This window comes from Cellulomonas hominis, assembly GCF_005239125.1.
In the GTDB taxonomy this organism is placed as follows: Bacteria; Actinomycetota; Actinomycetes; order Actinomycetales; family Cellulomonadaceae; genus Cellulomonas; species Cellulomonas hominis_A.
This window is the reverse complement of the sequence record NZ_SZYE01000308.1, coordinates 1-2,217: the sequence shown is the minus strand read 5'-3', so window position 1 is coordinate 2,217 and position 2,217 is coordinate 1. Positions and strand designations below refer to the sequence as shown.

The 2,217-nt window shown below is 78.8% G+C and carries 1 protein-coding gene; it reads right to left on the bottom strand.

Annotated features, from left to right (window positions below; translation table 11 throughout):
- Nucleotides 1-2,217: transglutaminase-like domain-containing protein (locus FA014_RS19190; RefSeq protein WP_154731204.1), on the bottom strand; the 2,217-nt coding region annotated here is incomplete at both ends.

Below are 2,217 nucleotides of genomic sequence, written 5' to 3'. Positions count from 1 at the left end.
CCTCGGCCCCGGCCGGCGTCGGGGCGGCCGGCGCGCGTGGCGCCCGCCGGCGGCGCCGGCCCTCGTCGGGCGCGGGCGCCGTCGTGAACGCCCGGTCGAGGGCGTGCGCGCCCTCGCGGCGGGTCGCGACCGGGTCGACGTCGCGGCGCAGGTCGGTCGCGAGATCGAGCACCTCCTGCCAGCCGCCGACGACGCGGTTCACCGGCACCGGGTCGCGCCGGCGCCTCCGGCGGCGCCGCGCCTTGAGCGCGGCGATCACGAGGAACGGCGCGAGCAGCACCAGCAGCAGGCCGGAGCCGGCCGCGACGCCGAGGGCCAGCTGCTGCCAGAGGGCCAGCGCGGTGTCGTCCTCGCCGTCCTGGGTCTGGGGCTGGTCGGTGTCGTCCGACGGCGGGTCCACGGGGTCCGCGGGCGGCGGCGGGGGCTGGGCGACCTGGGGCTCCGGGTCGGCCTGGCTGGTCTCCTGCTCGTCCTGCGGCGTCTGGCTCTCGGGCGGGGTCGGGTCGAACGTGACCCAGCCGTGGCCCTCGAACGCGATCTCGACCCACGCGTGCACGTCGGCACCCGTCACCACGACGGGCGCGTCCGGGTCCACCGGGGCGTCGGGCGTCGCGGCGGCGGCGGGGTCCTCGTCCTCGCCGGGCACGAAGCCCATGACGACCCGGGCGGGCAGGCCCATCTCGCGGGCCATGAGCGCCATCGCGGAGGCGTACTGCTCGTCGTCGCCGACCATCAGGTCGCCGCCGAGCAGCGTCGCCACCCGGTCCGCGCCGTGCCCGGACAGCGACGGGTAGTCGCCCTGGTCGGTCCGGCCGTGCGAGAAGAAGCCGCGCTCGGAGAGCGCCTGCTCCAGGGCGCGGGCGACCTGCGCGGGGGTCTCGGCCTCGCGCGCGGCGTCGCCCGCCGCGGTGGACACCGCGTCGGGAACCGCCTGGGGCTCGGGGAGGTCGAGGGCGCTGCCCGCGGCGGAGCCGAGCTGCTCGTCGTCGGGCTCGGCCGGCACGACCGCGTCGAGCGCGTAGGTGAGGCCGTCGTCGAGCCCGCCGGTGAGCACGGCCGCACCGGTGGCGTCGTTGAACCGGAGCCGCGACTGCGCCTCCGGGTCGTCGAACCGCACGGACACGGGGTCGCCGACGGTCGGCAGCCACACGCCGGTCAGGCCGTCGAGCCGGATCTGCACCTCGACGCGCTCGCCGCCGGTGCCGGACGCCTCGACGGCGTCGGCCTCCTCGGCCGCCTGCTCGCTGACGACCTCGCCGACCCGGCGGAACTCGCCGGACGCGCGGGACGAGCCGTCGCCGGCGACGTTCCACACCACGCCGTCGAACCGGTCGAACGTCGCGAGCCGGACCCGGGCGCCCGCGGGCAGCCCCTGCACCGTGAACAGCTCCACGGTGTCGTCGTCCTTGACGTACTTGCGGAACGCGGACAGCGGGCTGGCGTAGTCGCGGGGGTCGAACGGGGGCACGAGCGCGTCGCGCAGCACGTACCGGTCGCGGCCGGACTCCACCGCGGTGCCCGCGGCGACGCCGGCACCGCCGGCCAGCGCCACCAGCAGCACGAGCGCGACGGGGCGCCGCGCCCGCAGCCGGCCGGACCGCCACGACGCCCAGACCAGCAGCACGACGGCGACCGCGGTGCCGACGGCGACCGGGGCGACGGTGGTGTGCGCGCCGAGCAGCACGGCACCGGCGAGGACCACGGGCGGCAGCAGCGCGGCGGCCGGGGCGGCGCGGCCGGCACCGAGGGCGAGCCGCACCGCCACCGCGGTGCCGACGACGGCGAGCAGGTAGGGCGGCACCAGCAGCCAGCCCGAGCCGCCGAGCGGCGGCTGGAGGGTCAGCACGTCCTTCCAGCCCAGCGCGGCGCCGCGGACGACCGAGACGATCGACGCCAGCGTGGGTACGACGCCGCCGACGGTCTGGTCCGGCGTCGCCAGCGGCCCGCCGAGCACCACCGTCACCACGAGCAGCACGGCGGTCGTGACCGGCGGTGACCAGCGCGCCCACGCGGACAGGACGGCGACGGCCGCACCGAGCACCACCCCGCCGACCACCGGGGCGAGCAGCACCGAGCCGCCGTACACGGGCAGCAGCGGCGTCAGTGCGGCGAGCACGGCCCCGGCGAGCACCAGCACGTCGACGACGGCCCGCGCACCGCGGGGCACGCCGCGGCGGGCGCGCTCCGCGCCCGCGGGCTGCGGGCCCGAGCCGCCGG